This window comes from Pseudoalteromonas sp. SM9913 (genome assembly GCF_000184065.1).
GTDB lineage: Bacteria > Pseudomonadota > Gammaproteobacteria > Enterobacterales > Alteromonadaceae > Pseudoalteromonas > Pseudoalteromonas tetraodonis.
In genome coordinates, this window is the sequence record NC_014803.1 from 1,028,160 (window position 1) to 1,053,276 (window position 25,117).

At 40.1% G+C, this 25,117-nt stretch carries 20 protein-coding genes and 1 pseudogene; 10 read left to right on the plus strand and 11 right to left on the minus strand.

Annotated elements, in window-relative coordinates:
* Window positions 1-135 precede the first annotated feature (135 nt).
* Window positions 136-609, plus strand: a complete 474-nt coding sequence (locus tag PSM_RS04755; protein ID WP_013464449.1) for a hotdog fold domain-containing protein — start codon at window positions 136-138, stop codon at window positions 607-609.
* Between the two features lie 77 nt (window positions 610-686).
* On the opposite strand, the gene PSM_RS04760 is transcribed toward PSM_RS04755, so the two are convergent.
* The 5 genes from PSM_RS04760 to PSM_RS04780 all read right to left on the minus strand — a co-directional run bounded on the left by PSM_RS04760 (window position 687) and on the right by PSM_RS04780 (window position 7,062).
* Window positions 687-1,169 (minus strand): bactofilin family protein, encoded by a 483-nt coding sequence (locus tag PSM_RS04760; protein ID WP_013464451.1) that lies wholly within the window; start codon window positions 1,167-1,169, stop codon window positions 687-689.
* Window positions 1,159-2,322: a peptidoglycan DD-metalloendopeptidase family protein gene (locus tag PSM_RS04765; RefSeq protein ID WP_013464452.1), complete on the minus strand. Its 1,164-nt coding sequence runs from the start codon at window positions 2,320-2,322 to the stop codon at window positions 1,159-1,161. Before PSM_RS04765 ends, PSM_RS04760 begins: the two co-directional genes overlap by 11 nt.
* Before the next feature lie 142 nt (window positions 2,323-2,464).
* Window positions 2,465-3,778 (minus strand): fumarylacetoacetase, encoded by a 1,314-nt coding sequence (gene fahA, locus PSM_RS04770; RefSeq protein WP_013464453.1) that lies wholly within the window; start codon window positions 3,776-3,778, stop codon window positions 2,465-2,467.
* Between the two features lie 197 nt (window positions 3,779-3,975).
* Window positions 3,976-5,022, minus strand: a complete 1,047-nt coding sequence (gene hppD / locus PSM_RS04775) for a 4-hydroxyphenylpyruvate dioxygenase (RefSeq protein ID WP_013464454.1) — start codon at window positions 5,020-5,022, stop codon at window positions 3,976-3,978.
* Between the two features lie 540 nt (window positions 5,023-5,562).
* Window positions 5,563-7,062: a peptide MFS transporter gene (locus PSM_RS04780; protein ID WP_013464455.1), complete on the minus strand. Its 1,500-nt coding sequence runs from the start codon at window positions 7,060-7,062 to the stop codon at window positions 5,563-5,565.
* A gap of 742 nt (window positions 7,063-7,804) precedes the next feature.
* Here PSM_RS04780 and tyrR point away from each other — a divergent pair.
* Both tyrR and PSM_RS04790 read left to right on the plus strand, forming a co-directional pair.
* Complete coding sequence (tyrR, locus tag PSM_RS04785) at window positions 7,805-9,361, plus strand: transcriptional regulator TyrR (RefSeq protein WP_013464456.1); 1,557 nt, start codon at window positions 7,805-7,807, stop codon at window positions 9,359-9,361.
* 127 nt (window positions 9,362-9,488) lie between these two features.
* Window positions 9,489-10,025, plus strand: coding sequence for a thioesterase family protein (locus PSM_RS04790; protein ID WP_013464457.1), 537 nt, complete (start codon window positions 9,489-9,491; stop codon window positions 10,023-10,025).
* Between the two features lie 53 nt (window positions 10,026-10,078).
* Here PSM_RS04790 and PSM_RS04795 read toward each other — a convergent pair whose 3' ends face one another.
* Window positions 10,079-10,732 carry an OmpW/AlkL family protein gene (locus tag PSM_RS04795; protein WP_013464458.1) on the minus strand — a complete coding sequence of 218 codons (654 nt, stop codon included), beginning with the start codon at window positions 10,730-10,732 and terminating at the stop codon, window positions 10,079-10,081.
* Window positions 10,733-11,005: 273 nt separating this feature from the next.
* Between PSM_RS04795 and PSM_RS04800 the strand changes: the two genes are divergently transcribed.
* Both PSM_RS04800 and dapE read left to right on the plus strand, forming a co-directional pair.
* The gene (locus tag PSM_RS04800; protein WP_013464459.1) at window positions 11,006-12,424 is read left to right on the plus strand and encodes an MATE family efflux transporter; all 1,419 of its coding nucleotides are present in this window, start codon (window positions 11,006-11,008) and stop codon (window positions 12,422-12,424) included.
* A gap of 71 nt (window positions 12,425-12,495) precedes the next feature.
* Window positions 12,496-13,701, plus strand: a complete 1,206-nt coding sequence (dapE, locus tag PSM_RS04805; protein ID WP_013464460.1) for a succinyl-diaminopimelate desuccinylase — start codon at window positions 12,496-12,498, stop codon at window positions 13,699-13,701.
* A gap of 83 nt (window positions 13,702-13,784) precedes the next feature.
* Here dapE and PSM_RS04810 read toward each other — a convergent pair whose 3' ends face one another.
* Entirely contained in the window at window positions 13,785-15,515 is a 1,731-nt protein-coding gene (locus tag PSM_RS04810; protein ID WP_013464461.1) for a GNAT family N-acyltransferase, read from the minus strand.
* Between the two features lie 160 nt (window positions 15,516-15,675).
* On the opposite strand from PSM_RS04810, the gene PSM_RS04815 reads away from it, so the two are divergent.
* Complete coding sequence (locus PSM_RS04815; RefSeq protein WP_013464462.1) at window positions 15,676-16,596, plus strand: 2-hydroxyacid dehydrogenase; 921 nt, start codon at window positions 15,676-15,678, stop codon at window positions 16,594-16,596.
* A gap of 257 nt (window positions 16,597-16,853) precedes the next feature.
* On the opposite strand, the pseudogene smrA reads toward PSM_RS04815, so the two are convergent.
* From smrA to PSM_RS04835, 3 genes and pseudogenes are all read right to left on the minus strand, one after another.
* Window positions 16,854-17,434: pseudogene (gene smrA / locus PSM_RS04825) on the minus strand (DNA endonuclease SmrA).
* Between the two features lie 395 nt (window positions 17,435-17,829).
* Entirely contained in the window at window positions 17,830-18,075 is a 246-nt protein-coding gene (locus PSM_RS04830; RefSeq protein ID WP_013464466.1) for a hypothetical protein, read from the minus strand.
* Window positions 18,076-18,181: 106 nt separating this feature from the next.
* Window positions 18,182-18,607 (minus strand): hypothetical protein, encoded by a 426-nt coding sequence (locus PSM_RS04835; protein ID WP_013464467.1) that lies wholly within the window; start codon window positions 18,605-18,607, stop codon window positions 18,182-18,184.
* Window positions 18,608-18,709: 102 nt separating this feature from the next.
* Here PSM_RS04835 and PSM_RS04840 point away from each other — a divergent pair, with 102 nt between their 5' ends.
* On the plus strand, window positions 18,710-19,093 hold the full coding sequence (locus tag PSM_RS04840; RefSeq protein ID WP_008114419.1) for a response regulator: 384 nt from the start codon (window positions 18,710-18,712) through the stop codon (window positions 19,091-19,093).
* Between the two features lie 67 nt (window positions 19,094-19,160).
* Here the strand turns inward: PSM_RS04840 and rpsT are convergent, their stop codons facing one another.
* Window positions 19,161-19,421 (minus strand): 30S ribosomal protein S20, encoded by a 261-nt coding sequence (gene rpsT, locus PSM_RS04845; RefSeq protein WP_008114420.1) that lies wholly within the window; start codon window positions 19,419-19,421, stop codon window positions 19,161-19,163.
* Between the two features lie 295 nt (window positions 19,422-19,716).
* Here rpsT and murJ point away from each other — a divergent pair, with 295 nt between their 5' ends.
* From murJ to ileS, 3 genes are all read left to right on the plus strand, one after another.
* On the plus strand, window positions 19,717-21,255 hold the full coding sequence (gene murJ / locus PSM_RS04850) for a murein biosynthesis integral membrane protein MurJ (RefSeq protein ID WP_013464469.1): 1,539 nt from the start codon (window positions 19,717-19,719) through the stop codon (window positions 21,253-21,255).
* A 74-nt stretch (window positions 21,256-21,329) separates the two neighbouring features.
* Window positions 21,330-22,256, plus strand: coding sequence for a bifunctional riboflavin kinase/FAD synthetase (gene ribF, locus PSM_RS04855; RefSeq protein WP_010391271.1), 927 nt, complete (start codon window positions 21,330-21,332; stop codon window positions 22,254-22,256).
* Between the two features lie 29 nt (window positions 22,257-22,285).
* Window positions 22,286-25,114, plus strand: a complete 2,829-nt coding sequence (gene ileS / locus PSM_RS04860; protein ID WP_013464470.1) for an isoleucine--tRNA ligase — start codon at window positions 22,286-22,288, stop codon at window positions 25,112-25,114.
* The last annotated feature ends 3 nt before the right edge of the window (window positions 25,115-25,117 follow it).

Genomic DNA, 25,117 nt, shown 5'->3' on the forward strand with positions numbered 1-25,117 from the left:
GGCTTATGGCCGATGTATCAGCCAACTTACCTACTTTTAACCTTATTATGATTATTTTTGTTTAAGTATCACACTTCTTTAAACTGATCCGATGTGTTAATTTGCTTTTTAAGCAAAGACAATGGAAAAATAATAATGAGTAATGAGTCTGCATTAATAAAAACATGGCATAAATTTAAAAAGTGGCCATGCGGTAACTGGCTTTTCAGTAAAGCAGTGTGTTTCAAGGCACCTTATTTTGGCTCTATGAAACCCACTATTTTAGATTTAAAAGCAGGGCACTGTAGTGCTGTGGTTAAAAACACACGCCGTGTACATAATCACATTGGAACAATTCATGCGATTGCTCAATGTAATTTGGCTGAGCTGTGTGCAGGAGTAATGGTGGATGCGACGGTACCGCATAAAACACACCGTTGGATACCTAAAGGTATGACAGTACGATATTTAGCTAAAGTAGACACAGACGTTACCGCGATTGCTGAAATTGAGTTACCTCATCAATGGATTGATAAAGAAGATTTAGTGGTGCCGGTAAAGCTTTACAATACCCGAAATGAGTTGGTGTTTACTGCAGATATAACCATGTACATCACAAAGAAGAAGTAATTGCTAAATTATATTTTTTATATAAAGCATTAAAAACAATGGTTTAGTTTATTGACTAAACCATTTTTTGTTCAGGTTTAACTTTTTGCAGTAGACGACTTGTTTACAAACGAAAGGCCACTGTCTTCATTATCAACAATGGCTTTTACATCGTTAACCGGTTTTGGTTTATCTTTAGCATGCTCAATGACTTCTTTTTCAAAGCGCTGCTTTAAACTACCTTCAATAATCGCACCGGCTTCTATGCTTAGTGTGTCATGAAAAATATCGCCAAGTACATGGGCATTATTTTCGATCTTCACTTCGCTTGCATTTAAAGAGCCTATGATTTTACCTTTAACAACAACGCTGCTCGCCTCAACAACGCCTTCAACAACACCGGAGGAGCCGATAACTAAATGCTCAGCTTTAATATCACCGTCAATACGTCCATCAAGTTGCACTTCACCTTGGCTAACTAAAGAGCCCGTAATACGCACATCGTTAGAAATAATTGAGGGAGTATGACTCACTCGCTTGATTGATGAGTCCGTTTTTGCTTGTTTATTTTTACCAAACACGAGAAAGCGCCTTTGTTATTTTTAGTGGATTGACATGCTTGTCGTCTATTAATACTTCATAGTGTAAATGAGTACTTGTACTTCTTCCGGTACTGCCCATTAAACCAATGACATCGTGCTTTGCAACAACTTGGCCTTTTTTAACATTAACTTTGTTTAAGTGACCAAAGCGCGTTACAACGCCATTTTTATGTTCTAATTCAATAAAGTTACCATAACCACCATTGCGCCCAGCTCGGCGTACCGTTGCATCGGCAGGGGCAAAAATTTCTGTTTTATGCCATCCAGCTAAATCAACGCCTTTATGAAATGCGCGTCTTTTATTCATGGGATCTTTTCGAAGCCCAAAGTTGCTCGAAATATAATATTTTGCGGCAGGTAAGGGTAATGTGTTCGGCAAGGCGGTTAAAAAGTTTTCTAGCTGATTTAAAACAAGCAACTTATCGGCAATGGCTAAAAATGTATTGGGTATTTTACTTTCATCAAGTATGTCCAGCGGGCCACCTTGCGCCGTTGTTTGTGCCGCTAAGGCGAGGTGCTGTGCAAGTGCATTTTCGAGACCTGTGTCTTGCAATATCTCTAAAATAGCGTCGTGGCGTTGATTAATTTGCGCAGCTAATAAGGTAAAATTAGTATCGTATTGCTGGTTTAATAAAGTGTAGCGCTGCTCAAAACTGGTGGCATTATTGTCGGCCTGTTTGTTTTGTGACTTGTCATCTTCGAGCGCTTCATGGAATTCGCTCTCGCTCTCATTTATAGGGGAGGAGTCAAGCTCACCCTCTAATTTAATGGCGTCTTTGCTAATAGAAGCAGGCAATGATTCAATCATACCTTGTAATAAAGCTTGTTTTTGTTCTAGTTCAGCTAACTGTTCTTGTTGTAATGCATAGCGTTGCTGCTGCTGCTTTACTTTTTGTTGCCACTGCGCTTGCTTATCAAGTTGAGTTTGTTCGATATGAGATATTTGGTGTGTTTGCATATACACACGAATACTAGAGACACTCATCCACACAATAGCGGTGATAATAATAGCGAGTACAGAAACTTGTAACCATGGTGCCAAAACCACATGCTTTACTTCGCCATTTTGGCGAATAAGCAGCTGGCGAGCTGGGAAGTTCTTATGAAAAAAAGATTTTATGAATACAGACATGTCACATATTTACTGGCTATTAACGGATTCAAGATAGCAATTTCAACTAAAAAAGCCAGAAAAAAATTGTAACTATGGCTTAATTAATAAAAAAGGGCGGCTTATTCGGCCACCCTTTTTTACTAGTTTATTGATTTTACAATTATTTTGCTGGCAATACCGTACTCTCCACGCAGCCGAAGCCAATACGTGCAAAACCTTCTTTTTCACACCAGCCACGCATTATCACGTTGTCGCCGTCTTCCAAGAAGCTACGCTGTTCGCCGTTGCTTAAGGTGATTTTTTCTTTACCACCACGAGAAAGCTCAAGTAATGAACCTGCTTCTTCATGAGTTGGGCCTGATTGCGTTCCAGAGCCCAGCATGTCGCCTGGCATAAAGTTACAACCGTTTACCGTATGGTGAGTCACCATTTGTGCCACAGTCCAGTAAGAATGCTTAAAGCTAGATTTAGACACTTGTGTTGGGTTGTAGCCTTCATCACGCATTTTTTGCGTTTGAATTTTAACATCCATTTGAATATCAAATGCGCCTTGATCACGGTTAGCCGTTGATTCTAAATATTCCAATGGTTGCGGATCATTTTCATCACGCGTCCAGCTTGTTCTAAATGGTGCAAGTGCTTCGGTAGTTACAATCCATGGTGACACGGTTGATGCAAAGTTTTTTGCTAAAAATGGACCAAGCGGTTGGTATTCCCATGCTTGTAAATCACGTGCTGACCAATCGTTGAAAACACAAAAGCCAAACACATGTTTTTCAGCATTTTCAATGGCAATAGCATCACCCAGCTCATTACCCTTACCCAAGTAAATACCCAGCTCAAGCTCGTAATCAAGACGCTTACACGGACCAAATGAAGGTACTTCTGCGTCTGGCGCTTTAGTTTGTCCTTTAGGGCGATGGAACTGCTGACCAGATACGCCAATAGATGACGAACGACCGTGATAACCAATCGGTACCCACTTGTAATTCGGTAGCAGTGGGTTATCAGGGCGGAATAAACTACCTACGGCCGTAGCATGATAAATCGAGGTGTAAAAGTCGGTGTAATCGCCAATGCGACACGGCAGAGCAAACTCAATCTCGCTTTGCGCAATAAGTGCGTGTGTAAGTTGTTCTTGATGCTCAGAACCTTCACGTAATGCTTTCGATAATGCTAAACGTAGGGCTGACCAATATTGCTCACCCAGACCCATAAACTCATTTAGTGTAGGATTACTTGCTGCAGCAATGGCGACTTGAGCATCGCCACTAAAAATAGCGAGTTCATTTACTTTTGCTAAATCAATAACCTGATCGCCAATGGCAACCGCGCCACGGAAAGCTTCGTTGCTATTTTTGCGACGAACTTCGGCAAAAGGTAGATTTTGGATAGGGAAGTCGCATTGTGCATCATTTGCTGATGCAACCCAGCTAGTTAAATTTATATCATGGGTTTCGTTAATTAAACTCATTACATTTCCTTTGGTTTAGTTGGTCGCGCATATCAATTTATTAAATAAGAACATAGCACCAGCAAGTTTTAAATATCTACTAGTTATATGGTGATGAAAAGCGCGATTTAAACACGCAAAGAGAGATAAGCTCTCTTAGTTACGATTAAACGACAAAAAGCAGCGAAATACGCTGCTTTTTAGAGTCATAATTTTAATTATAAAACGCCGCGGCGTTCTTGATCTCGCTCGATTGATTCGAACAGCGCTTGGAAGTTACCTTCACCAAAGCCACCATCGTCAACACGTTGAATCATCTCAATGAAGATAGGGCCAAATAAGTTTTTAGAGAAAATTTGCAATAAGTAGCAATCTTCGCTTTGGCTATCAACCAGGATTTGATGCTCACGAATCTTTTCTTTGTCTTCTTTAACCCATGGTACACGGTCAAAAATAGTATCGTAGTACTCAGGGATAATATCTAAAGTGGCGATAGTTGATTTATCTAACTTATCAAGTGAGTTCACTAAGTCGTCGGTTAAAAAGGCTAAATGCTGTACACCTGGGCCATTGTATTCGCCTAGGTATTCATCAATTTGGTTGTTGTCGTTACCTTTACCTTCATTGATTGGAATAGAGAAAGTGCCACAAGGTGATTTTAATGCATAAGAGAGTAAGGCTGTTTTTTGGCCTTTAATATCAAAGTAGCGCACTTCGGTAAAACCAAACACGTCTTTATAAAAGTTAGCCCATGTTTCCATCGTGCCTTTATATACGTTATTGGTTAAGTGGTCGATACGTAAGAACCCTTTATCATTAACGACGTTTTGCTCAGCTAAATCTTCAAAGTCGTTTGCGTAGATAGAGCCTTTATCGCCAAACTGTTCAATAAAGTATATTAAGCTGTCGCCAATTCCGTAAATAGCAGGGTACGGTAAGTCTTTATTTGCTGCATCAGTAGCAGGCTTAGCGCCACGCTCAACCGCTGCTTCAAACGCCGCTTGAGCGTTCTCTACGCGCCAACCCATAGAACAAATTGCTGGGCCATGATTTTTAGCAAATTCAGCTGAAAAACCATCGCGTTCATTATTTAGTAAAAAATGAATATCGTTTTGGTTGTAATAAACAATGTCTTTACCTTTGAATTTTTTTAACTTTGAAAAACCAAAATCGGTAAACACCTTATCCATGTAATCGGCATCGGGTGTTGCGTACTCGGTAAATTCAATACCAACCAAACCTAAAGGGTTATTTACTTCACTCATTATAATTACTCCCGCAATTAAGCACTGCGATTATTAGTTATCGTATTGCCTGCATGATTAACCAGATTGGTGTTTTGGGGAAGAGGGTGTTGTTATTTAGTAAATAGCGCGTGTGTAAATTTTACGAGACGGTTATCAAAGTATGTTGTTTATTTACATACGAGCAGGTGAAAGTAAAAATTAGGTAGCGAGATGGAAGTGCAGGTTTTCTTATTAAGTTATTGATTATTAATATTTTAATTTAATTTATTTATATGTGTTTTTAGTTTTTTTGCGCTTAAAAAAGTGCGGTTTTTGTATTTTATTATTTACACTTTTAATGAGTTTGGTTAGCTGCGATATATATAAAATCAAAGAGTATTGATGGTTTGCTGCTATAAACTCGTTTGTGCACAGTGATGAGGTATAAATAATAAACGGCTGAATGTAAAAATTGTGTGGTTTAATCTAGCGGCCATAAAAATACCCCCTGCAGTTAACTACAGGAGGTATTTGATATCATTTATCAAAGCTCATAATTATGCGTGTGATAAATCTAAATTATTGTGTTGGTGCGGTTTGTTCTAAACCTTGTTTTTCCCATATTTTAGCTTTAAAACTCATCAGTACTAAGATGATACCTACACCGATACTAAATAAGGCAATTTGTAGGTAAAGGTTCGGGATTTCTTCAACATTGTTAGGATCAAAGTTACCAGCAAGTAATCCTGAAATAACGTTACCGATAGAGTATGTAAGTACGAATACCCCCATCATTTGACCAGTAAAGCGGCGAGGCGATAACTTACTTACAGCGCTCAATGCAACTGGGCTTAAACAAAGCTCACCCACTGTGTGTAAGAAATACGTAGTAACAAGCCAATAAGGTGCTACTTTTAAGCCTTCAGCGGCATAGTGTGCTGCCATAAACATTACTAAAAAGCCTGAAGCCATAATAACGAGGCCCAACGCACATTTTACGCTGTAAGTAGGCGAGACCATTTTTTTAGATAAATTAATCCAAAAAGCGGCAAAGAATGGTGATAGCGCAATAATGAACAATGAATTTAGAGATTGGAACCAGGTCGTTGGAATTTCAAATGTGCCAACCAGACGGTCTGTGTAGTCACGAGCAAACAGATTTAATGAAGAACCGGCTTGTTCAAAGCCAGACCAAAAACAGGCTGAAGCGACACAGACTAAAAATAGCGCCCACATTCTTTGTTTTTCAGCATCGGTTAGTTTGCCTTTGAAGTATATAAGGCCAAAGTAAACGAAAAAGATAACAGTAAATATAACTGCGGTGTACCCTGCAACAATCGATGGGTTAATGACAATAGCACCTGTCATCGCAGCAGCGGTAACACCGGCGGTCGCGATAACAAATGCAGCAATACCACCCCATGCGCGCGAAGTACCTTTAGGACTTAATGGGTTAGCAGGTAAGGCGCTGTGATCTGGTAAGTTTTTAAGTGTACGCTTGTATTGAATTAAACCAATACCCATACCAACAGCCGCGGCACCAAATGCCCAGTGCCAACCTACGTTTTCCATAAAGTAACCACACACGTAGTAACCAATTAAAGAACCTAAGTTAATACCCATGTAGTAAATAGCGAAACCACCATCACGGCGCTCATCTTCGTCAGTATAAAGCTGACCAACCATGGCACTTATATTAGGTTTAAGTAAACCAGTACCTGTTGCAACAAAGATCAAACCAATGAAAAATGAATATTCATGTGGCACGGCTAAGATAATATGGCCACACATGATAATAATACCGCCATACCATACTGCTTTTTGGCCACCAAACAATCTATCTGCTAACCAACCACCAGGTAAACCTAAAAAGTATACTGAACCTGTGTATAAGCCATAAATTGCAGCAGCAGAAGCAACGGTAAATCCTAGGCCTTCTTGTTGTAAACTTGCTGTCATAAATAATACGAGCATCGCTCGCATACCGTAGTAACTCATTCGTTCCCACATTTCTGTGAAAAACAGGGTTGAAAGTCCTTTAGGGTGACCAAACCAGCCACTGTCAGAATTTGAACTCATATTTACTTCCTAATTCATTATTGTTTTGATGACCTTGTGGTTTTTTATTTAGCTAAATTTTTACTCATAAAAAGTATAATAAATGCTCGATCATCAGTGTTTTTATGCAGCTAAGGTAATGGTTTGCTAAACGCAGCTATACGTTTAGGTAAGAGTCACACCCTTATCCTAGTTACAATTGCGCCTAAGTATACATAGACCTTTGTGCGAGGGGAAGCGTTGAGCGCGCTATCATACATCGGTTATGTAATTGTTAAATACCAGTGTGTGAACCCCTATTTGCTGCAGTAAACACCTAAACTTATCAAAAAATATCTTTAACATCATAGGTAACATTGTCATACCAACGTTATCTTTAACACTGTTTAAATACAGCTTGAAAAATAAATAAAAGCTTTGTTTTACGGGTAGTTACAGCTACTAAATTTTTAATAATAGTTAACCTTTACTACTTTAATTTAATAATCACCACTTAGATTAAACATGAGCGAATATTGGCGTATGGACAGTAATGATTCGCTCATTGCAGCATATAATTTATACAAGGCCAGCTTGACTAAATTGAGTTGCAATAACCCCGACTTTTAGTGAACAGCCAAGCTTGAATGCGTTAAGTGCTTGAAAAAGCCCTCTAGTTAGTAAAAAAACATTTTTTCGTCCAAATTTCTTTACAATAAACTATGCTCGTAAACAGAGTTAGCGTATTATTCACGCCAACTAGTTTTTCCTTACCTGAGGGTGTATGCGTTTAGATATTCACTGTGCAGACCGAGTTGGTATTGCTCAAGAGATTCTTAATATTTTAGTTAGCTACAATGTTGACTTAAAGGGGATTGAAGTCGACTCAGTAAATTGTCGTATGTATGTGAGTTTTCCTGAGATTGAATTTGAACAATTTCAAAAAATCATGCCGTCTATTCGCTTAATCGATGGTGTACATGATGTACGCACAACCGCGTTTTTACCGTCTGAACGTGAGCACAACGAACTTAACACCTTATTAAGAGCACTTCCTGATGGCGTTATATCTATTGATGCTAAAGGGTGGGTGCGCCTGTGTAACGACGCAGCCTGCAAAGATTTACAACTCACAGAAAAAGAAGTCACCGGTGCTAATATTAATAATTTGCTCAAAGGCTTTAACTTTACGCGTTGGTTAGAGGGCAAAGAAGTACTGGGGCAAACCACGCGTGTTGAAGTAGCAGGTGAAGATTTTATTGCTGATATTCTGCCTATTGCGGTCCCTCAAGGCAGCGAAGGCGATGTGTTAGCGGGCGCGGTAATTAATATAAAATCGCAAAGCCGTTTAGGTCAGCAAGTGAGTGCTTTTAGGCGTTATGGCCAAGAAAGCTTCGCGACTATTCATAACTTTAGCACGGCGATGCGCCGTGTGGTTCGCGAAGCGCGAAAAATGGCGCAACTTGAAGCTCCCATTCTTATTACGGGTGAAACGGGGACGGGTAAAGAGTTGCTAGCACGAGCTTGTCACTATGCATCTAACCGCTCAGTAAAACCATTTATTGCTTTATCGTGTGCCTCGTTACCAGATGATGTTGCTGAGTCCGAACTATTCGGTTATGCCGGGTATGAAGAAAACGCAGCGCCTAAACGTGGTGTACTCGAACAAGCGGATGGTGGAACGGTATTTTTAGATGAAGTAGGTGAAATGTCGACGCAGCTACAAACTAAATTGCTACGTTTTTTACAAGACGGTACATTTAGAAAAGTTGGCGACGAAAACGAAGTTAAAGTGAACGTGCGTATTATTGCTGCCACGCAAAAAGATTTACCAGCAATGGTTCAAGAGGGCGTATTTAGAGAAGATTTATACTACCGAATTAATGTATTAACACTGGAAATTGCGCCGCTTAGAGATCGTAAAGCGGATGTTGGGCCACTTGCTGAACACTTTATTCAAAAATATGCGCAGCAAAATGGTCATACAGTCCCCGAGTTATCTGAAGAATGTTTAACGTTTTTACAAGATTACCCATGGCCTGGCAATGTACGCCAATTAGAAAACGCGATTTACCGTGCTGTATCGTTGTTGGAAGACAGTGAACTGCGCGTTGAACATCTACAGTTACCCACGTTTACCCATGATTTAGGCTATTTAGAGTCTGATTTTGAGGGCTCGCTTGATCAAGCGGTTAAGCGTTTTGAAGCCACCTTACTGCGTAAGCTTTATCCTGCCTATCCTAGCTCTCGTCAGTTAGCTAAACGCTTGGGACTAAGTCATACTGCAGTGGCTAATAAATTGCGTGATTACGGCATTAACCGCAAAACGGTTAAAGTTTAAAGATAGATACCCAAATATCCTCATTTAGTGATTGATTCCTTGGTTTAAAAACAACCAAAGGAGTCAATCGCTATGATACACTGATAAAAACTCAACTGATAAAAACTCAACTGATAAGACCTCTACTGTGAACTTATATTTTAGACTACTGCTGTTATTTTTTAAAATTAAACGTAATCGTTACTATCAATCGTTGTTAGATACGGTTGATATAGACTACAAAGCATTACCAAGTGACTGCGATATTAATTTGCATTTAACCAATTCGCGCTATTTAGCGATGATGGACTTGTCGCGTACCTGGATGACTGAACGGGTTGGTTTGCTTAAGCAAATAATGAAACGTCGTTGGTTTCCTATTGTTAATGCGACAGCCATTACCTACATCCGCGATATTAAGCCAATGCAACGTTTTACCATTAGTACGCGTTTGGTTGGCTGGGATCATAAATACTTTTATATTGAACAAAAGTTTCATTCAGAACGTGGCTTACATGCCATTGCTTATGTGCGCGGCGTGTTTAAAAGTAAGAAAGGGGTGGTCAGTGTTGAGCATATGCTCGAGGTTGCAGGCTTTGACGGGGTTGCACCCATTTTACCGGCTGAAATAATTCACTGGAAAGAAATGCTTGAGCAAAAAAAAGTAAATAACTTACCTCGCTAAACACAGGCAAAAAAAAAGGCCTAACGGCCTTTTTAACACACACATAAACGTTATTAGAACGAGTATTTAAGACCAAACATAGCTACAACAGGGTCAAGTGACACGGTTGATGTTAATGCTTTTGCGCCATTAGCATAAACAGTCGCATCAGTATCAATATCCATGATAGATACCATAGCGTGTAGGCCCCATTTTTCATCAATCTTGTAGTTAGCACCTACTTGAGCAACAAAACCAAATGAATCATCTAGTTTTACTTCTACATCGTTAGTTCCTAACGTTGCTTTAAGTGCTGCAGAAGGCTGTTCGTCAAAGAAGGTCGTATAGTTAATTCCCACACCTACAAACGGACGAAGTGCATAGCTGCTATCTAAAAAGTGGTACTGTGCAACCAGTGATGGTGGTAAATGTTTAATATCAGCAATTTTATTACCAGCTAAACCACCAGTACCTTCTACATCATGAGAAAACGGCGTTGCTGCAATAAGCTCTAATACCCATTGGTCGTTAAATGCGTAATCTACAGTAATACCTAACTGAGTATCTGAGTCGCCTTTTAAGCCTAGAGTAGGTGCTTCGTTAATTTTTGAACCATCGTTATCTGGATTAACATTAATTGCGCCAACATTAACACTAAAGTTAGCGTGTGCTGCAGGAGAAAGAGCCAGTAAAGAAGTAAGTATTGCAATGCTTAGTTTAGTTTTCATGTTGTTCTCCGTGAACTACTGTGTGACTATTTGTTGATTGAGGCTATTATTGCTCGAGGTTAAAAATAAAAACCTGTTCTAGATCAAAGTTTCAAAAGCGGATGAGTAAAGAGCCTCTATTTATTGATTTAGATTAAACTTTTACTTAATTAGTGCTTAAAAATTATTGACTGATCACTTAAATACAAGCCGCAAACGAAGTATTCATAATATAATCAGCTAGTTTTGTTAAACTAAGGCTATGTTCACGGTTTAATAAAAGTAAGCGACCTCATGAATCCCTCTGGTCAACTATTTCTTCAAGGCTCCATTGCTAAAGCGCTGTTGAAATTAGGTATTCCTATTATCCTCATTAATATATTGCAGTCGGCTTATCAGCTTACGGATGCATTTTGGGTTGGGCGATTAGGAGCAACCCAAGTCGCTGCAGTGTCTATTAGTACCCCGATCACTTTTTTAGTCATTGCTATAGGCTCTGGGCTTGCAATGGCCGGTGCTATTTTATCGGCGCAATACATGGGCGCAGGTCAGCAAGATAAAGTGAACCATGTTGCAGCGCAAACGGTGTTAATGGTTGCATTTACCGCCTTAGTGTTAGGGCTACTTGGTTATGTACTTTCCCCATACTTTTTAAAACTGCTAGGCGTTGAGCAGGCGGTTTACAGTGATGCGCTTAAGTTTATGCATGTGTCCTTTATTGGCGTTATTTTTGTGTTTATTTACGCCATGTTCCAATCGCTAATGCGGGGCATTGGGCAAACTAAAGTACCTTTAATCATAGTTAGCACCACAGTGTTACTTAATTTTATTCTCGATCCGCTATTTATTTTTGGTTATGGCCGTTTTGAAGGGCTTGGCGTTATGGGCGCTGCGCTAGCGACTTTAGTTACACAAAGTTTAGCGGCGCTGGCGGGCATTATTATATTTTTACGCGGTCGCCATGGCATTCAATTACAGCTAAAAAGCTTCTATCCCGATTGGCAATATATGAAACGGGCTTTTTTCTTAGGAGCGCCTGGTTCTATTGAATTATCAACACGTGCTTTTGGCTTGATCATCATGTCATTTTTAGTGGCAAGCTTTGGAACCGTTACCATTGCGGCTTATGGCGTGGGCTCTAATATTTTGCAAATGGTGATGATCCCTGCCATGGGTTTATCAATGGCGGTATCAACCTTGGTGGGGCAAAATATGGGCGCCGGCAATATTAAACGGGCTGAGCAAATAACGAAGCTTGCCAGTATGTGGGGATTAATAGGCCTTTCTTTTGTTGGGGGCATTGCTTACTTGTATGCTGATACGCTGGTGGCATTTTTTATTCCCGAAGATAACAGTGTAATAAATAAAGGCGCGCAGTTTGTTCAAGTGATGTGTTTAAGCTGGGGGGGAATTGGTGTTCAGCTTTGTATTGTTGCTGCTTTTCGTGCCTCTGGGAATATGCTTAATGCCATGATTATCGCGTTATTATCACAATGCGTGGTGCAGTTTCCTGCCGCTTATATTCTTTCTAATCACACTTTGCTTGGCGATCAGGGAATATGGTATTCGTTTGCAATTACGAACATAACCATCGCACTGATAGCGTTCGCTTGGTTTATGCGTGGCGCATGGAAAAAAACCAGATTAACCAAAGAAGATAAACACATTGTGCAGGTGACACGAGAAACATTAATAGAAGAGGGCACACGTTAGCCTGTACTTTCATAATGCGGTCATAAAAAGTCGTTGTAATAAATACACTGCTAAAACGAGGTGTGTTTATTATGACAAAAGCTATCAACAAAAAAGTACCCGCGCCGTACTTAACTATTGCACAGTTAAAAACGCTCAGTCACTTACAAACGCTGATCCAATTTAAGTCAATTACGCCTAATTCCGCTGGTGGTATTGAGTGGCTGGCACATCAGCTAACTGATTTAGGTTTTAGCATTGAGCAGTTTAGTGCCCATAATGTCACTAATTTAATTGCTAAAATATCTTTTGGAGCAGGCCCTGTGGTGGCATTTTCTGGTCATATTGATGTGGTCCCTGCTGCGCAAGGTGGCTGGTTAGCTGATCCGTTTGATGGAAAAATAATTAATGATGCGATTTATGGGCGTGGTGCCGCCGATATGAAAGGAGGCATTGCAGCCATGCTTAGCGCAACGCAGTCGCTAATACATAGTGCGCAGCAAAAGCAGGGCACCTTGTATTGGTTGATCACCTCTGATGAAGAAGGTGAGGCAGAGCATGGCTCAGTGTTGATTGCGAAACGCCTAGCACAACAAGGTGTTGTACTTGATGGCTGTATTGTTGGTGAGCCTACAAGTCATTTGCAAGTGGGCGACACCATAAAAAATGGCCGACGTGGCGCGCTGTCAGCACGTTTAACCATTCAAGGAAAAGCAGGACACGTGGCCTATCCTGAAAATACCATCAATGCTGCGCATATCAGCGCTGAAGTAGTGAATAGATTAACCCAAATTGATTGGCTTTTAGATGAGCCAAGCTCAAAAACAAGCTTGCAAGTTACCGGTATTAATATTGATAACGTGCTTGATAATTTAGTGCCTGCTCAATGTGATATTACGTTTAATATTCGCTACAGCCATGGGTATAAAAGTACAGATGTGAAACAGCTGGTACTTACTGCACTGAATGATTTAAACGAATATTTAACGGTGCAATGGGAGCGCCCATGTGAGCCTTATTATACAAGCCATAGGGCAGAGCGCTGCTTACTCGCCCAGCTAGAGCAGGCAATATTTAACGTGACCGGAAGCTATCCAGTACTTAGTACCAGCGGCGGGACTTCAGATGGGCGGTTTTTTGCAAGTAAAAACACGCAAGTGATAGAGTGCGGGGTTTTAAACCAGACCATTCATCAAGTTAATGAACATGTGCCCATTAGCGACTTGTTACAAATAGAGAAAATATACACCCAACTATTAGTACATATATTTACTCAGTCTAATAATCAGGGGATTTGATAAATATGAAATTGCCTAAGTTTAAGTATTTAAGTTTAAGCGCCCAAGCTTAGGCGCTTAAGTTAATATTTTAACGGCAAAGCTTAGTTTATTGAGGCGGTGTCTTGCGCTCCCAAATAGCGTTTTGCTTTACTCGGTTTTACTTTCTTAAGGTCGACCAATACCAATCCATCAATACAATTATTAAATTGCGGATCAATACTAAAACTTAAAAACGTTACCCCATTTGGCTCACATAGCTCGGTGTATTGTTTAAATAGTGTGGGTACATGGGTGCCCATATTAGCCAGTATGTGTTTAAGTTCTACAAAGTCTTCTTTGATGTTGTTACCCATAAACAAATTAGTGCATTGAATCTGCTGCTCACGGGTATGACGAAAAGCATTGTTAGGCGTTGCGAGTGACTTTTCAGAGCCATAATAGTGCTGATAGTAATGCACCAGTAAGGATTTTGCTTGCTCTGGCAGTGCGTTTGACACACTCACTGCACCAAATAAGTAACGATACTGGGGGTAGCGATTAATAAAAGCACCAATGCCATACCATAAATAGTCGAGGCTTTTTCTGCCCCAGTATTTGGGTTGTACAAAACTACGGCCTAATTCTATGCCTTGCTTGAAGTATGGCGTCATCTCTTGGGTATAATTAAATAAGCTATCGGTATAAAGCCCACGTTGAGAGTGCTGTTCAATCACATCCTGCGCGCAGGCTAATCTGTAAGCGCCAACTAGTTCGAGTGATTGTGCATCCCATAAGACTAAGTGTTGATAATGCATGTCGTATTTGTCTATATCACGGCGATTGCCACTGCCTTCACCTACTGCACGAAAGGCAATTTCCCGTAAGCGACCCAGTTCACGAAATAACGGTGAGCTGCCTTGGTATTGGTATAAATAAATAACCATGCCATCACTGGTTTTACCTAAATGTTCACAGCTTTCGATGGCTTTTTTTAATTCTTTTTTACACTCTGGTGAGGCAATAGGGGCATGAGTTTTTAGTGGCAGTGTTTTTTTAGTGGTTAAACGGTACAGCTGTTTTCGTATAAGCTCGACCACTTCCTTGTCTTTTAAATCGGGTATTAAATAAGATTCAGGAGCAATGGAGGCGCCTATTTCAAATTCGAGCGATTTTTGGCGCTGTTTAAACATTTCTTTGACTAGTAATAAACTGGCAAGCGGTTTATATAGCATAGAGGCACCGTAAAAAAGCGGGCTGTTTCTGGCTTTTATATGTATGGGTAAAATTGGGCTATTGGCTTTTTTAGCGATACGTAAAAACCCGCTGTTCCATTTACAGTCTTTGATCCCTGTTGGTCGAAGTCGAGAAACTTCACCCGCAGGGAAAATAAGTAATGCTCCTTCATTTTTTAAATGCTGGTGGATATTACTAAGCTCTTGTTTTTTACTTTGCCCCGACAAATTATCAACGGGTAGTAATAATGAATGCATTGCATCAACGGTCATTAGCATTCGGTTAGCCACGACTTTTAAATCGGCACGCACCGTCGATAACACATTAATTAATGCAAGCGCATCTAAGGATCCAATTGGATGATTAGCAATAATGACAATTTTCCCTTCACTGGGAATATTTTCTATTTGTTTTGCTTTGTATCGAGTGTCAAAATCAAGTTCATCAAGTACTTGCTCGACAAATTCTATTCCTTGAAGATGGGGATAAGTTGTTGCAAAGTTTGTAAACTCTTGTTCATGTAATAAGTAGCTAAGGCTCTTTTTTACCAGTTTTTTTATTTTAAATGAGTTAGTTAACTGTGGTAAGTTAGTCGCAATTACTTTATCTACACTGATCATACGCACCTCTTTTTTATACTAGGCTAAAGCCAATATGTTTAGCTTAGAGTGCGGATATGACAATACGCGGTCAGTTGTGTGACTTTTTAAAACCGTTTACATACTATTGAATTGAACCATATCAGTACTACTATTCAGGGTTACTTTTTAAGGAATCATCATGTCAGTTTTGGTGGCTATAACAGGCCGAGACAACACAAAATTAATAGCAAAAATGCAATCACGATTGCCTAGTATTCGAATTGAAGAACTTAATGATTGCCAAAATTTAGAGAGTGTAGAGTTCGTTTTAGCGTGGAATGCGCCTGCATCACTGTGGCCCACGTTACCAAACCTAAAGGCTGTGTCATCATTTGGCGCAGGCGTTGATAGCATTGATTTAAGTTTATTACCTGCGGATGTAGAGGTCGTGCGTATTGTTGATAAACAGTTAGCCAACGATATGGCTGAATACGTACTTACCCATGTATTAGCACAAAAATTGCGATTAAAAGAATATGCAATAAAGCAACAGCAAAGTATATGGAAACCTAAAAGAGCGCATAAACATAATCAAGTAAGCATTTTAGGGTTTGGCGAACTAGGTCAAGCATGTGCACATAGGCTGGTTAATAACGGTTTTAACGTAAATGCTTGGAGCCGAAGCCCTAAAACATCAAACATTGCGACACTCTATCATGGTGATGACGGCTTAACACAGATGCTTGCGCAAACCGATTATTTAGTATGTTTATTACCGCTTACCAGCAGTACCCAAGGCATTATTAATAAACAGTTACTTGAGCAACTGCCTGAACATGCTGTGGTGATTAATGTGGCCAGAGGTGGGCATATAGTAGAAGCTGATTTACTTGATGCACTTAACAATACACGTATACGCGCAGCAACGCTTGATGTGTTTGCCAGTGAACCACTGCCAAGCGAACACCCTTATTGGTTGCATCCAGGTATTACTTTAACACCGCACTGTGCTGCGTTGTCAGATCTGGATAGTGTTATTGAACAAATAGCAGAAAACATTTTGCGTTTAAAAGCGAAACAGCCATTAATAAATTGCATTGATAAGCAGCAAGGTTATTAATTGGCAGTTGTTGGCCTTCAAGGATTAAAATTTGTTTAATTTTTAACAGAAACAGCTTGTTAACATTTGTAATTTTTATTATTGTTAAAAACAGTTCTAACAATAATAAAAAAATAGGATGAATTATGAAACCCAATCAAGGGGGCGCAAAAATTAGCATCGTGGTTGTATCTATCATTATATTAGGAATATCTGCCTGGTTTAATCAAGCCAATGCGGCAGCGCTGCTGATCTGACCCTTATTTTCACAGCAAGATTTAGCTACGCTTGCTGTGTATTTCTCTATTTTGATGCTTTTTATCATCACTTTTCTTCAATAAAACATACGTCGCACCACTTCCTCCATGCTGCCTAAGTGCAGTATGAAACGCTAAAACGCATGGAATTGTTTGTAACCACTGATTTACGTAACTTTTTAATATCCCTGGCTTGGTTTTATTTTTAATACCTATGCCATGGCGAACGAGTACCATTCTTATATTTCGCTGATGGCAGTCTTGAACAAAGGCTAATAATGATGCGTGTGCATTTTTTAAAAGTTGCCCATGTAAATCAAGCGTCGCATCAAGCTGATATTTCGCTAATCTTACATTTTTAAAAACCGCGCTTTGTACGCCCTCTTTTTTAAAGCTTAATATGGCAAATGGATCGAGTAATTCAAGTGGTTCATCCAACGGATTGAACTGTTCAGAGACTAAATCTGATTGTGCTGCTTTATTTTTTCTTGCTGGGCGATGACCGCTTTATGGTTTTTAGGTGGTAAGGTCACAGTGTCATGCGTTATGGGGGTAACATCTTCCATAGAAGATAAGAATAAATCGAAATCTGACAATGGCATGGGCTTATCTCAAATTAGGCAAGGGTCTGTTGACCTTTGCGGATTAAAATTTGTTCAAAATAGAGGCGGTTTAATCGCGGCGCGAGGTTTGTAACCTAGTGGGCTAAGTAAAAACCGAGCAACAAAGAGTAAATCGCCCCTAGGTAGAACCCAAAGGGCAGCGCCTGTTTGGCATTGATGCTGCGTTATCACCTATCTATGGGGAATACCACACCACATAGGCTCTGCCTTGCCTAAATACCAAACAGACTGCTGCAAATTTAACCTTGAAAGGTCAACAGACCCTGTTACGAGATAAATTTTAACTTAGTTCAAACCCAGACCCAAGATTTTTAACAGTGAGATATAAAAATGCCCAGAAAAACTGGGCTATAAAATATTCTAAGGGGAAGTAATTAATGCTGAGATACGCTAAATTGCCCAAACGTATAAACTTTGAACAAGTAAAATGTGTTGATCAACACTAAACTCATATTTGAAATAATACTCGACGACATAAGATCTAAGCTAAATGATAGGAATAACAAACCACACGCACTAATCGCAGCAACGCGAAGCAGTGTCAGTTGGTTGATAAAGAATGCACCTAAACCTAGTGCAAGTAGTAATGTATTTAAAAGCCAATCTAGCTCGTTTAGCATGGTCGTTTCAATAGTTCAGTTGTTGAAAAAAGGAGCGCCATTATGTTGATCTTTTGCACAGCTTTCAACCAAGTAATTTTAAATTTTCAGATTAGTTTTTTTAATGCTAAAGGTAGGTCATTAATACCGAAAATAATCCCTCTTCAGCAATAACATGATATTTTTGGCAGCTTTGTGGTTGCTGAAGATCTACACAGAGGTATAGTGTTCTGCGATGCTTATCTAGTCTAGGGTGCAGCGTTGAATCCAGTAGCTTTGGTTTATTGGCAAATAGCCCTGGCCAATAAATACTTTTGCTAACCATGGCTGATTTTTTATAGGTGAGTAAACTAGGCTTTGGCGCTAAAACAAATATAAGTAATAATATCGTGAAAATAAAAAATGCGGTTAGTTTGGCGCCACGTTTTACACCTACTGCGCGCGGGTTTGATTGTGAGCTAAGGTTTGCAGGCTTGTTACTAAGTATTGGTTTAACATAGGCCGCTTTTTTTTTTTGCGACGACTCTTTTTTGTATTTTTCGACATAAAGCAAATCTGGCCTTTTTGGCTTAGCTCTCTATAATAAAGTAAATATTTGTATTTTAAGCAAATCACCAATTTCGCAGACACGGCTTTTAGCCTATAAGGATTATATATGAATACGCAGCTATCTATTTTAATAGTTGATGATGTTAGCACGGTGCGTAGCTTTCTAAGTCAAACATTGATGCATTTAGGGATAGAGAATGTAAAAGAAGCGTCTACGGCCGCGCAGTGCATAAGTGAATGCCGTGCAGCAAACTTTAACATTATATTTTTAGATATAGAGCTACCTGACGGCGATGGTAAAGAGCTTATTGCGCAGATAAATGAGTTATCACCAGAGACAAACGTGGTGATGGTGTCGGCGCATTCAGGCGTTGAAAATGTGAAGGATGCAATAGATAGAGGGGCAAAAGGATTTGTGGTTAAGCCTTTTTCTCCGAAGAAAATTGCGGCGATGCTGAAAAAGTTTTATCCAGAGCTCGATAACGTTTAAAAAGCGTATTTATTTTGGGCAAAAAAAAACCGGCAAAAGCCGGTTTTTTTAATCTTGCAAAAACAAATTATAGCGCTTTAATTTTAGCAGCTAAACGGCTCTTATGACGAGCAGCTTTGTTTTTGTGGATTAGACCCTTAGTTGCGTAACGGTCTAGGATAGGTGTAGCAACAGAAAAAGCTTGCTGTGCAGCTTCTTTATCGCCAGCTTCAATAGCTACGATTACTTTTTTGAAGTAAGTACGCATCATTGAACGACGGCTTGCGTTGTGCTGACGGTTTTTTTCGCTTGTGATAGCGCGTTTTTTTGCAGACTTGATGTTAGCCAAGGTTTGCTCCTAACAATCTTAAATAAAGCTTAAATTAAAGGCCGTGGAATATGCCTGTTTTTATCATGAATGTCAATTTAATTTTAACAATCCAAGAAAAACTGCTCCTTATAACGAACATCAATTTGCCGCTTTAGCAGTTAATGCCGCTATTGTAACAAAGCAAGGGGTTCGAGCCTAGTGCTTTAAAGCGATTTATAAAAAAGACTATGGCATAATTAACTTAATTGCTGATTTTTAATATGGATTTATAGTGTCAAAAGGTTTGTTTCGTTCCGGGATGATTGTAAGTGCAATGACAATGATCTCGCGTATTTTAGGGCTAGTACGAGATGCCGTCGTAGCTAACTTGTTGGGGGCAGGGGCTGCTGCCGATGTGTTTTTATTTGCAAACCGTATTCCTAATTTTTTACGCCGTTTATTTGCTGAAGGGGCTTTTGCACAGGCGTTTGTACCGGTATTAAGTGAAATTAAACAGCAGCAAGGCGATGAGAAGGTCAGAATATTTGTTGCCCAAGCCGCCGGCACGTTAGGCACTATTTTACTGATAGTGACGCTCTTTGGTGTGATAGCGTCACCTGTTATTGCTGCTTTATTCGGCACTGGTTGGTTTATTGATTGGTGGCAAGGTGGCCCTGACGCAGAAAAGTTTGAGCTTGCCAGTTCACTATTAAAGCTGACCTTTCCTTATTTATTTTTTGTAAGCTTAGTGGCGCTTAGTGGCGCAGTAATGAATGTGTACAACCGTTTTGCAGTTGCCGCATTTACTCCTGTATTACTTAATGTTTCTATTATTGGTTGTGCCATTTTATTGCATGACCAATTTTCTGTTGGTGCATATGCATTAGCAATAGGCGTATTTTTAGGGGGCGTGGTACAGCTATTATTTCAACTGCCGTTTTTATATAAAGCAAAAATGTTGGCCCGCCCGCGATGGGGTTGGCAAGACGAAAATGTTAAAAAAGTACGTAAATTAATGCTCCCAGCGTTATTTGGTGTATCAATTAGTCAAATTAACTTATTACTCGATACGGTAATAGCTTCATTATTGATGACAGGCTCTATCGCTTGGCTGTATTACTCAGATAGACTGATTGAATTCCCACTTGGTTTATTTGGTATTGGTATTGCGACGGTTATTTTACCTGCGCTATCAAAATTACACAGCAGTAAAAAAAGTAGCGACTTTCAACATACCCTAGATTGGGGAGTGCGATTGGTTATTTTTTTAGGGCTCCCGGCCATGATAGGGTTGATGATTATTAGCCCGTTGATTATTACCGTGCTGTTTGATCACGGTGCGTTTAAAGAGGCTGGCATTGATCACGTTAAGGCAGTGAGCTTAGGGGTGGTTGCCTACTCGGTGGGATTAGTCAGTTTTATGTTAATTAAAGTGTTGGCGCCTGGGTTTTATTCTCGCCAAGATACGAAAACACCGGTGCGCATTGGTATTGTCACTTTGGTGCTTAACATGGTGTTTAATATTATGCTGGCGCCCTTTATTGGCTATTTAGGCTTAGCCCTGGCAACCTCTATGTCGGCTAGTTGTAATGCCTACTTACTGTACCGACAGCTTAAAAAAGAGAATGTTTATCAGTTTTCCAGCATGAGTGGCTACTTCACTTTGAAGTGTTTGTTGGCAAGTATAACAATGGGCGCATTGGTTTGGTTTACTAGTAGGCAATATGACTGGGTTAGTTGGCACTTTAGCGAACAAGTTATGTTATTGGTTGTGTTATTAATTATTGCGATTGTTAGTTACTTTTTTATGTTGTTTTTGATGGGTGTTAGACTAAATACGATAAAAAGTGTAGCAATTACTGAATCAAATTAAAAAAAAGATTATAATCGGACACTCTGCGGCCCGAGGTCGCATTTTATCGCTCGCTGAAAAAGGCATTAGGTGGCATGGAGTTAATTAGAGGTATACACAATATACGCCCACAACACTTTGGTTGTGTGCTGACCATTGGTAATTTTGATGGTGTTCATTTGGGTCATGCTGCCGTATTAAAAGGGCTTTTAGCTGATGCAAAAGAAAATAATTTACCCAGCACCGTAATGTTATTTGAGCCTCAGCCACAAGAGTTTTTTGCAAAAAATAACGCTCCGGCTAGGCTGACTCGACTGCGTGATAAACTACGCCTATTGAGTAACTTAGGAATTGAACGCGTTATTTGTATTAGCTTTAATCAGGCTTTTGCAAACATGCATGCTGAGCAGTTTGTTAGCGATATTTTAATTAAAAAGCTGGGCGTTAAAGCATTAACGGTTGGTGATGATTTTAGGTTTGGTAAACAGCGCCAAGGTAACTTTAGTCTATTGGCAACTATGGGCACCCAAGCGGGAATGAGTGTTAAAAGCACTGCCAGCTTTAGGCAATTAAATGCTAGAGTAAGCAGCACCTTGATACGAGAGGCGCTTGCAGAAGGTGACCTAGTTAGTGCAAAAGTTATGCTTGGGCATAATTATGCAATATCTGGACGTGTTATTCATGGCTGGAAAAAAGGCCGCGAACTGGGTTTTAGAACGGCAAATATTGCGCTAAAACGTCAAGTTTGTCCGGTCAATGGTGTATTTGCGGTTCAAGTGATGATCGCAGGAAAGCAAGTTTTTGGGGTGGCTAACATTGGAAACAAACCCACGTTTAATGGAACTCGTGCCTTATTAGAAGTTCATCTTTTTGATTTTGCACAAGATATTTATGGACAATTTATGCATGTGGAGTTGATTGAAAAACTCCGCAACGAGAAAAAATTCGAGACATTAACACAACTGACGGCACAAATAGCAACCGATGTTGCCGCCGCTAAGCAGTGTTTTGGTTTAAATTAGGTAGCCGATAGAGACGGAAAGTAGGATTAATGAGCGACTACAAACATACTTTGAATTTACCGGAAACAATGTTTCCAATGCGTGGCAATTTGGCACAACGTGAACCAAAAATGCTTAAAGCATGGTATGAAGACGACCTGTATGGTCAAATTCGCAGCGCAAAGAAAGGTAAAAAAACTTTCATTTTGCATGACGGCCCTCCGTATGCAAACGGCGATATCCATTTAGGCCATTCAGTAAATAAAATATTAAAAGATATTATTGTTAAGTCTAAAACCTTATCAGACTTCGATGCGCCATACGTACCGGGTTGGGACTGTCATGGTTTACCAATCGAGTTAATGGTTGAGAAAAAAGTCGGTAAACCCGGTGTTAAGGTAACTGCTGCAGAATTTCGCGAAAAATGTCGTGCCTATGCTAAAAAGCAAGTGGAAGGTCAAAAAGTAGACTTTAAACGTTTAGGCGTTTTTGGTGATTGGGATAAGCCTTACCTAACCATGAACTTTGACTTTGAAGCCAATGCAATTCGTGTACTAGGTCGCATTATAAAAAATGGCCATCTACATAAAGGCGCAAAACCTGTGCATTGGTGTACAGATTGTGGCTCTGCATTAGCAGAAGCAGAAGTTGAATACCAAGATAAACAATCGCCAGCTATCGATGTACGTTTTACTTTTGCTGATCAAGACGCAGTAGTAAATGCGTTTAACTTAGCTGATGGTCATCAAGGCACTGGCAGTGTAGGGACTGTTATTTGGACTACGACACCGTGGACTTTGCCAGCTAACCGTGCGGTTGCTGTGCATGCTGATTTAGAATACGCGCTAGTACAAGTAGACGATGAAGGTGCTCAGCAGCGTCTGATTTTAGGTTCTGAGCTTGTTAAAGATGCGATGGATCGTTTTGGCTTTAACCACTTCCATATCCTTGGCTATGTTAAAGGTGCAGCACTTGAAAACTTAAACGTTGCACACCCATTTTATGACTTTAACGTACCGGTTATTGTAGCTGAACACGTAACCACAGATTCTGGTACGGGTGTTGTACATACTGCACCTGGTCATGGTCAAGAAGATTTCGTGGCAGGCCTTGAGTATAATCTTGAAGTAGCTAACCCAGTTGGCGCAAACGGAGTGTACTTACCTGACACTGAATTATTTGCCGGTCAACATGTGTTTAAAGCCAATGCGAGTGTAATTGAGGTATTAAAAGAAAATAATGCCTTAATGCATCATCATGCATTAACTCATAGCTACCCACATTGTTGGCGCCATAAAACGCCTATTATCTTCCGTGCCACACCACAATGGTTTGTTAGCATGGATCAGGCTAACTTACGCAAAGATTCACTGGCTGAAATTAAAAATACTCAATGGTTACCTGAATGGGGCGAAAGCCGTATTGCCAACATGGTTGAAGGCCGCCCTGATTGGTGTATTTCGCGTCAACGTACGTGGGGTGTACCTATTGCATTGTTTGTTGATAAAGACACGGGTGCATTACACCCAAATACTCAAGAGCTGATTGAACAAGCTGCAGTACTTGTCGAAAAATCAGGTATTCAAGCATGGTATGACCTAGAGCCTGCTACTTTGCTAGGTGAAGAAGACGCTAAACAGTACATGAAAGTACAAGACACGCTAGATGTGTGGTTTGACTCAGGTGTGACTCATGCCTGTGTTGTTGATGCGCGTGAAGATTTAGTTGGTCCTGCAGATTTATACCTTGAAGGTTCTGATCAACACCGTGGTTGGTTTATGTCATCAATGATGACTTCAGTGGCAATTAATGGTCATGCACCATACAAGCAAGTGCTTACGCATGGCTTTACGGTTGATGAAAACGGCCGCAAAATGTCTAAGTCATTAGGCAATGTTATTTCGCCACAAAATGTGATGAATAAACTGGGCGCTGATATTTTACGTTTATGGGTAGCATCAACTGATTACACAGCAGAAATGACCGTATCCGATGAAATATTCAAACGTTCGGCAGATCGTTACCGTCGTATTCGTAACACCAGCCGTTACTTACTTGCTAACCTAAGTGGTTTTGATCCAAAAACGGATCAAGTTGCTGTTGATGATATGGTTGAGCTTGATAAGTGGATTGTAGGGCGCGCAGCACAGTTACAAGATGATATTTTAGCGGCTTACGATAGCTACCAAATGCTATTAGTAACGCAAAAGCTAATGAACTTCTGTACCGGTGAGCTTGGTTCGTTCTACTTAGACGTTATAAAAGACCGTCAGTACACGGCAAAAAGCGACAGCCATGCACGTCGTTCTTGTCAAACAGCGCTTTATCATATTGCTGAAGCTATGACTCGCTGGATGGCGCCAATCATGAGCTTTACAGCGCAAGAAATTTGGGAAGCACTTCCAGGTGAGCGCAGTGACTATGTATTTACTTCAACATGGTATGAGGGATTACAAGCACCAACAACGACCAAGTTTAGTAATGAAGACTGGCAAGCTATTTTAAATGTGCGTGACGAAGTGAACCGTCTGTTAGAAGCTGCACGTAAAGAAGATGTGATTGGCGCAACATTACAAGCAACCGTAAACCTGTTTGCCAGCAAAGAGCTTGCAGCAAAACTTGCGGCGTTAGGCGATGAGCTACGTTTTGTGTTGTTAACCTCTGCGGTTAACGTTACCGAGGTAGACAGTCAACCTGCAGATTCACAAACTACTGAAATTGATGGCTTATACATTAGCGTATCAGCAACAGATGCTAAAAAGTGTGAACGTTGTTGGCATTACAGTGAAGATGTAGGTGTTGAGCCTGCTCATCCCGAAATTTGTGGTCGTTGTGTAAGTAACGTTGACGGTGAAGGTGAAAAGCGTCAATTCGCTTAGGAG